This window comes from uncultured Nostoc sp. (assembly GCF_964245445.1).
GTDB lineage: Bacteria > Cyanobacteriota > Cyanobacteriia > Cyanobacteriales > Nostocaceae > Nostoc.
Map to the genome: position 1 here is coordinate 1 of NZ_CAXTNE010000356.1, position 6,589 is coordinate 6,589.

7 protein-coding genes and 1 pseudogene are annotated in these 6,589 nt (G+C 41.8%); 4 read left to right on the top strand and 4 right to left on the bottom strand.

Annotated elements, in window-relative coordinates; all coding sequences use genetic code 11:
- Window positions 1-192: 192 nt before the first annotated feature.
- Window positions 193-345 (top strand): annotated as a pseudogene (locus tag ACFE90_RS34465) (ATP-binding protein); the annotation flags it as partial.
- 124 nt (window positions 346-469) lie between these two features.
- Here ACFE90_RS34465 and ACFE90_RS34470 read toward each other — a convergent pair.
- The 3 genes from ACFE90_RS34470 to ACFE90_RS34480 form a co-directional block, all read right to left on the bottom strand.
- Window positions 470-1,573 carry an AI-2E family transporter gene (locus tag ACFE90_RS34470; RefSeq protein WP_375506776.1) on the bottom strand — a complete coding sequence of 368 codons (1,104 nt, stop codon included), beginning with the start codon at window positions 1,571-1,573 and terminating at the stop codon, window positions 470-472.
- Between the two features lie 241 nt (window positions 1,574-1,814).
- A complete protein-coding gene (locus ACFE90_RS34475) occupies window positions 1,815-2,252 on the bottom strand; it encodes an NUDIX domain-containing protein (protein WP_375506777.1) in 438 nt (145 codons plus the stop codon).
- 20 nt (window positions 2,253-2,272) lie between these two features.
- Window positions 2,273-2,743 carry a hypothetical protein gene (locus tag ACFE90_RS34480; RefSeq protein WP_375506778.1) on the bottom strand — a complete coding sequence of 157 codons (471 nt, stop codon included), beginning with the start codon at window positions 2,741-2,743 and terminating at the stop codon, window positions 2,273-2,275.
- A 242-nt stretch (window positions 2,744-2,985) separates the two neighbouring features.
- On the opposite strand from ACFE90_RS34480, the gene folD reads away from it, so the two are divergent.
- The 3 genes from folD to ACFE90_RS34495 all read left to right on the top strand — a co-directional run bounded on the left by folD (window position 2,986) and on the right by ACFE90_RS34495 (window position 5,698).
- Window positions 2,986-3,873 carry a bifunctional methylenetetrahydrofolate dehydrogenase/methenyltetrahydrofolate cyclohydrolase FolD gene (folD, locus tag ACFE90_RS34485; protein WP_375506779.1) on the top strand — a complete coding sequence of 296 codons (888 nt, stop codon included), beginning with the start codon at window positions 2,986-2,988 and terminating at the stop codon, window positions 3,871-3,873.
- Between the two features lie 170 nt (window positions 3,874-4,043).
- A complete protein-coding gene (gene crtE, locus ACFE90_RS34490) occupies window positions 4,044-4,976 on the top strand; it encodes a geranylgeranyl diphosphate synthase CrtE (protein WP_375506780.1) in 933 nt (310 codons plus the stop codon).
- A 266-nt stretch (window positions 4,977-5,242) separates the two neighbouring features.
- Entirely contained in the window at window positions 5,243-5,698 is a 456-nt protein-coding gene (locus tag ACFE90_RS34495) for a divergent PAP2 family protein (protein WP_118170665.1), read from the top strand.
- Window positions 5,699-5,762: 64 nt separating this feature from the next.
- Here ACFE90_RS34495 and ACFE90_RS34500 read toward each other — a convergent pair whose 3' ends face one another.
- A complete protein-coding gene (locus tag ACFE90_RS34500; protein ID WP_375506781.1) occupies window positions 5,763-6,395 on the bottom strand; it encodes a hypothetical protein in 633 nt (210 codons plus the stop codon).
- Window positions 6,396-6,589: the final 194 nt, after the last annotated feature.

Sequence of the window (6,589 nt, forward strand, 5' to 3'; positions counted from 1 at the left end):
GGGTTGGGGGTGGGGTATTATGAACTTTTACAAGAGGTCTAATAAAAAACTAAAACTTTATTTAAAATTACAATTATTATAAATTAACTGATCCCGATTACTTGTGAGGTTGCACTAAGCGAGTTAAGGAAATCATTTTTTCCTCAATAAATTTTTATCGTCTCGATTGGCTCGGTAATTCTAGAAAGTTACCAAAACCAATTATTTGACCCTTTTTTCAGCACTTAACCTGTTGGCAAATGAACTGGATTAGGTCTATCTATCAGCTATCAAATTGTTGTAGAAAAACACGGTGGTCAACTACAATGCATATCTGCTTTTGGCCAAGGGACTGAGTTTCTTTGAATTTTTAACAAATTTAGGAGAGCTTACCGTAAAACTTGAGGGCAAAAAACAAGCAATAAGCAAAGAATAGACATTTTGATAAATAGTCAACATTGTCCATTTCTCTTAACTTAGAAATTGAATTTTAACTATAAGTTCCCGCTTTCTCACTTGTAATCTTTATAGGTTCTGCCACGATATCATCTATCTTGTTAAACTCTCCATCTCGCCAGCTATCTGTTATATCTTTGATAAAACTGGCAATAGGAATCGCAATTAACAAACCCAGAACTCCTCCCAACTTGGCCCCCAACAGCAAAGAAATTACCACCCATACAGGATTTAGTCCAGTCAAATTGCCAAGAATTCTAGGCGCTATAAAATTAGAATTAACTTGGTCGATCGCAACAGCTACACCTAAGACTTCAACTCCTAACCAAAAGTTTTGCAGTGCCACCAACAAACTTACTATAGCGATACCTACTCCTGTACCAAAGGGGAAGAGAGAAAATAAACCAATACCGATACCAAAAAGTAGAGCTAAGGGAACTTGCAACGCCAAAAACGCCAGTGTAATTGTCACCCCTAACACAGCTCCCAATGTTGCTTGACCGATAAAGTAATTGTGGAAATCCTCTCGGAGTAATTCCCGCACTCTTAACCCAATATTAGGGGGAAGCCACTGAAAAACTCCGTCCCAAAGACGTTCACCGTTCAATATTAGGTAGATAGTCAGTACTACCGCCAGCAGCACATTCAGCACAATACCAATGGTATCGACAGCAAAACCAAGAATTCTACCAGTGAAGGACTGAAGCTGGTTAGATAATCGCTCAAGAACTTGGGTAAATAAACCACTTAAATTAATCGGAAGTTGTTGTTGGCTTAACGCCCAATCTTGGAAAGTTTGCAACTGTTGAGTCCCAGAATCAATCCAACTGGGCAATATATTAGCTAGCTCAACCAGCTGTTGGATAATCAGGGGAACCAAGGTGATGCCTAAAGCCACTAAAACCACTAGAGTCAAAAGTAATACCCCTGCGATCGCCAGGTTACGTTTTACCCCTTGTTCTTGGAGAAACTGGATTGGATAGTTCAAGACAAAAGCTAGCAGGATGGCGGCGGCGATAATGCTAACCAAGGGTTGAAAATACTGTACAACCTGGAGTAATAGCCAGCCGTTGAGAATAATAATCGGAAATGCCAATCCTATAGTTAACCATCGCGGTAGTTTATTTGCTGATTGCATTAGTAATGACTCCACAAGAGTTCTAACTTTATTTTGGCTTTGATTTTGATTTATGAAAAAGCATATAACTATTTAGGAGATCGTGCTGCAATTACAATATACGCAAGGAGGGTACACTAGTACGCCACGGCGTAAATAAAGCAACCATTTAAAATCCCTAAAAACCCTATCGCATAATACTTTTGACTTTTGACTTTTGACTTTTGACTTCCCCCAAGGGGCAGACTTCCGCCTTGCAGTACTATGTTTGTTGGTATGTCTGAATAAAATCCAACATAATTTTTTGATGCACATTCCCCAAAGGTCGCACTTCTCCAGCGTTTTGCGAATAACAGTTACCTTGGTAAATATTTTCTAGGGTCAATAACCCCATATCCCAGCCTTCATTCAAAACCAGTTGATTTAATTCCACTAAGAGTGGTGCATGAAAGACATGACGAACAACTCTTTCGTCGGGATAACAACCAAATTCAACAAAGGGTGGTAATATATAGCCGATTTCTTCTATAATTTCACGTTTCACTGCTACCTCTGGCGTTTCACCAGGCTCAATATGACCGCCAAATAACGCCCAGTAACCAGGGTAGAGAATACCGGGGATGTTATCTCGCAGTTGCATAAGAAACTTGTTTTTTTGGTAGAGAATTGCGATCGCTACATGTATAGGTTGATTGTTCATGTCTTATTTTTAATTGCTAATTACTCTTCTTCTAGATAAACTTCCCCCAATTCTTTCCCAGCTAAGGGGATACTTCGGTAGCGAATTTTACCTTTAATAACCACTTGTGCCCCCTCGCTTAGATTTTTTTGATTGGTGACAACCCAAATTTTGCCAGTCGAGTCATTAATTTGATAAGCCCACTGCTTCATCAAAGGAGCTTTCTTCTCCACCTTTCCTTGGATGTAAACTGTAGCCTTATTGTCTTTTTCTGGTTTAATTTCTCGAATTGGGGTGACATTGGTACCAATTGTAAAATTAGTCCCATTCAAGCCAGATGAGGTTAAACTACCACAACTACAAAGTCCTACCACCAATAAAAAAATCAACCCCAGGCGGTAGGAAACAATACTGTGCCCGTACAAGAACGGAAGAGATATTCTCGTTTGTTGCATGAAAGCCACCGATTGAGCAAATTTTTGCTTCACTGCTTGCTTTGTCGCCAGTTTCATCAGGTCTGTTCCCATATATACTATTCTCTGCACTTTCAGAAACACACTCTCAACTGAGCAAAAAATGTTCTGAATTTCATCCTTAACTCTTTATTCTTCAGATAACGCCATTGATCTGAGAAAATAAAGATTATGGATTCACTGTGAGAAAAACGCTACGACACCAATTAAGAGGCAGGGGGCAGGGGGAAAGACTTGTTGCAAGTAGTTTTCACAAAAGGCGAATATAGCTGGGAATTCTCATGGATACAAAAACTGCCAAACTTCTTGATGGTAAAACAATAGCCGCAAAAATTCAGCAAGAACTTTCTGTTGCCATTACACAATTACAACCAAAAATTGGGCGATCGCCTGGTTTAGCAGTGCTGATGGTTGGCGATAATCCAGCCTCAGCTGCTTATGTTCGTAATAAAGAAAAAGCTTGCGCTAAAGTTGGGATCGCCTCTTTCGGTAAGCATTTTCCCGCCCAAACTACCTTTGAGGAGTTAGAAGAGGTCATCGCTGAACTAAACCACGATGAACGAGTGGATGGCATTCTCGTGCAGCTGCCCTTACCTAACCACTTGGATGCTGTAGCTCTGCTACATCAAATTGATCCCGATAAAGACGCTGATGGACTGCATCCAGTTAACTTGGGGCGACTAGTACGGGGAGAAATCGGTTTACGTAGCTGCACCCCGGCTGGTGTGATGCGGCTTTTAGAAGAATATGAGATTCCTTTGCAGGGAAAACAGGCAGTAGTGGTGGGACGCAGTATTTTGGTAGGCAAGCCAATGGCATTGATGCTACTAGAAGCTGATGCCACAGTCACGATCGCTCACTCGCGATCGCATGATCTCAAAACCATCACCCAAAATGCTGATATTCTAATTGCAGCAGTAGGTCGTCCTGGACTAATCACTGCTGACATGGTAAAACCGGGCGCTGTTGTGGTAGATGTGGGAATGAATCGCGTCACTGATGCTAGTGGCAAAAGCCGTTTAATTGGCGATGTCCACTTTGAATCAACAGCTGCTGTAGCAGAATTTATCACCCCCGTTCCTGGTGGTGTTGGTCCTATGACTGTCGCCATCTTGTTGCAAAATACATTTGCCAGCTATTCCAGGGCGGCAAGAGAAGAAAGAGACTGAGGAATGAGAAGTGATGAGTTAAAAATTAAGAGTTATTAATCCTAACTCCTGTACAGACGCGATTAATCGCGTCTCTACTCCTAACTCCTAATTCTTCATTTTTTCAGCGCCACAGCACCTTAAAATTGTGACGTATAAGACAAAAATCCCAAAATGTCAGGAATTTAAGAATGGTAGCAACTGATAACGTTCAAAAGACACCACCAGAGGAAGCCACGTTTAACTTAGCAGCTTATTTGAAAGAGCGCCAAAAGCTTTGTGATACTGCTTTAGATCGGGCTATCCCCATCATTTATCCAGAAAAGATTTATGAGGCGATGCGCTACTCGTTATTAGCTGGAGGCAAGCGTGTACGTCCCATTCTTTGCCTTGCTACCTGTGAAATGATCGGTGGAACCATCGAAATGGCCATGCCAACGGCTTGTGCTGTGGAGATGATCCACACAATGTCGTTGATTCATGACGACCTACCGGCGATGGATAATGACGATTACCGTCGTGGTCAGCTGACGAATCATAAAGTCTATGGCGAAGATGTGGCGATTTTGGCTGGGGATGGCTTGTTGGCTCTCGCTTTTGAATTTGTTGCCATTGAAACCCCCCAAAACGTTAACAGAGAGCTAGTCTTGCAGGTTATTGCCCGTCTTGGTCGGGCGCTGGGGGCAGCTGGTTTGGTCGGCGGTCAAGTTGTCGATTTAGAGTCGGAAGGTAAATCAGATATTTCCCTAGAAACACTAAATTTCATCCATCAACACAAAACAGCCGCTCTTTTGGAAGCGTGCGTAGTTTGTGGCGGGATCATAGCTGGGGCATCACCTGAAGATGTGCAACGACTGACCCGTTATGCTCAAAATATTGGGCTAGCATTCCAAATCATAGATGATATTTTGGATATCACTTCTACCCAAGAGCAATTAGGCAAAACTGCGGGTAAAGACCAAAAAGCGCAGAAAGTGACCTATCCTAGCCTTTGGGGACTTGAGGAATCTCGCTCAAAAGCCCAAGAGTTAGTTAAAGCAGCTTGTGCGGAATTAGAACCATTTGGAGAGAGAGCCAAATCACTCCAAGCGATCGCTCATTTTATAATCAGCCGCAATAACTAGTAACGCTTTGGATAATTCATAATTCGTAAGCGTTTTATTGATTTGGAGTGGGTGATTGATGCCATGCTATACTACACCGTCTAGCGAAATTCAAAATTCACTCATATCAAAATCCAAAAAGCTTATTAAGTATGCTTTTGGGTGAATTTGAATAGTTGGCCAGTTTCCACCGTGATGTACTAGGTTAATTTTGGATTTTGGGTTGAATCTAAATGTTTCCTCAACCAACAACTGCTGCTAATATTTACTAACCTAACCAAAATACCATGCAGGACATAGGCAACATTTTAGACAACCGGGTGCTGCTGGTTGCTCTGATAGCTTGTTTAATTGCTCAAGCCCTAAAACTTGTAGTCGAGATCGTCAAAAATCGCAAACTGAATGTGCGTGTTTTGGTGACAACCGGAGGTATGCCCAGTGCCCATTCAGCTTTAGTTACAGCTCTAGCCGCAGGTGTAGGGCAAACACTCGGTTGGGCATCTCCTGATTTTGCCGTTGCAATGATTTTTGCCATTATCGTCATGTATGATGCAGCCGGAGTTCGCCAAGCGGCTGGTAAGCAAGCTCGTATCCTGAATCAAATGATTGATGAATTATTTCATGAAAAACCAGACTTTAGCCAAGACCGTTTGAAGGAATTACTCGGACATACACCAGTTCAGGTAATAGCTGGGTCGGCTTTGGGCATAACTATCTATTGGTTAGCTAGGTCTGCTTATTAGTCAATAGTCTACAGTCTACAGTTTATTAACGAATGACTAATGACTAATGACTAATGACTAACGACTACAACCGTACAGTTGAGCGTAGCAAAATTACCTTACGACTATCTACTATGCTGGCAACAAAACCGCCATTGTTCAGCTTCTGCAAGGTGTTGTATGCTTCGGTTTGGTTAGTCGTATAAACTGCTAACAAGTAAGGGCGTTGCCCATAAGAAACAAAACCTACGTTCCCTCCCACTACTTGTTGCACACTATTTACTAGTTCTGGACGGTTGTAATAATCTACCAGCACTGCATAACCTTCTCCTAATGCTTGAGGATTATAAACTGTCTGCTGAGGCTGCTGTAGCTGTGCCTGTTGCTGTGGCTGCACATCTGGCGTTGTTGGTCGAGTCGTAATAATGGCAGACAAGCCAACAATATTGCTGACATACCTTGCCCATCGATTGGCATCATCAATTTTGTTAAAGCCTCCTATCCGCGTCACAGTTTCGTTAAGATATTTGCAGTTAATCGTTTTCAGTTCCGGCGGTAAGGCACTACGTAACTGCTTTTGATTATCTGCTGTGGGACTGACTACCAATAAAAGATACTCACCCGCATTTGGTGGTTGACAAAGGGGTACGGTTTGTTGGGCAAAGACAGAACTCATGCTACCAATCAACCCTACGTAAGCGAAGCTCATCGTAGACATCGCTAATCCTAAAACACTTGGTAAAATCTGAAATCTATGCACAAAAGTTAGATTATGTAAATCAAGGTGTCTTAGAAGATTTTATAAGAAAAAAACTGAAAACCTAGTTACTTCAGTATGGGGATAAAATGAGTGTCAAAAAATATATTTTTTTACTCAAAAATAAAATTAGGGAGTGGGAATAGGCCGAGGGG

Coding starts and splice junctions, on each gene's coding strand:
- ACFE90_RS34470 (WP_375506776.1), bottom strand. CDS start 1,573: ATGCAATCAGCAAATAAACTACCGCGATGGTTAACTATAGGATTGGCA.
- ACFE90_RS34475 (WP_375506777.1), bottom strand. CDS start 2,252: ATGAACAATCAACCTATACATGTAGCGATCGCAATTCTCTACCAAAAA.
- ACFE90_RS34480 (WP_375506778.1), bottom strand. CDS start 2,743: ATGAAACTGGCGACAAAGCAAGCAGTGAAGCAAAAATTTGCTCAATCG.
- folD (WP_375506779.1), top strand. CDS start 2,986: ATGGATACAAAAACTGCCAAACTTCTTGATGGTAAAACAATAGCCGCA.
- crtE (WP_375506780.1), top strand. CDS start 4,044: ATGGTAGCAACTGATAACGTTCAAAAGACACCACCAGAGGAAGCCACG.
- ACFE90_RS34495 (WP_118170665.1), top strand. CDS start 5,243: ATGCAGGACATAGGCAACATTTTAGACAACCGGGTGCTGCTGGTTGCT.
- ACFE90_RS34500 (WP_375506781.1), bottom strand. CDS start 6,395: ATGTCTACGATGAGCTTCGCTTACGTAGGGTTGATTGGTAGCATGAGT.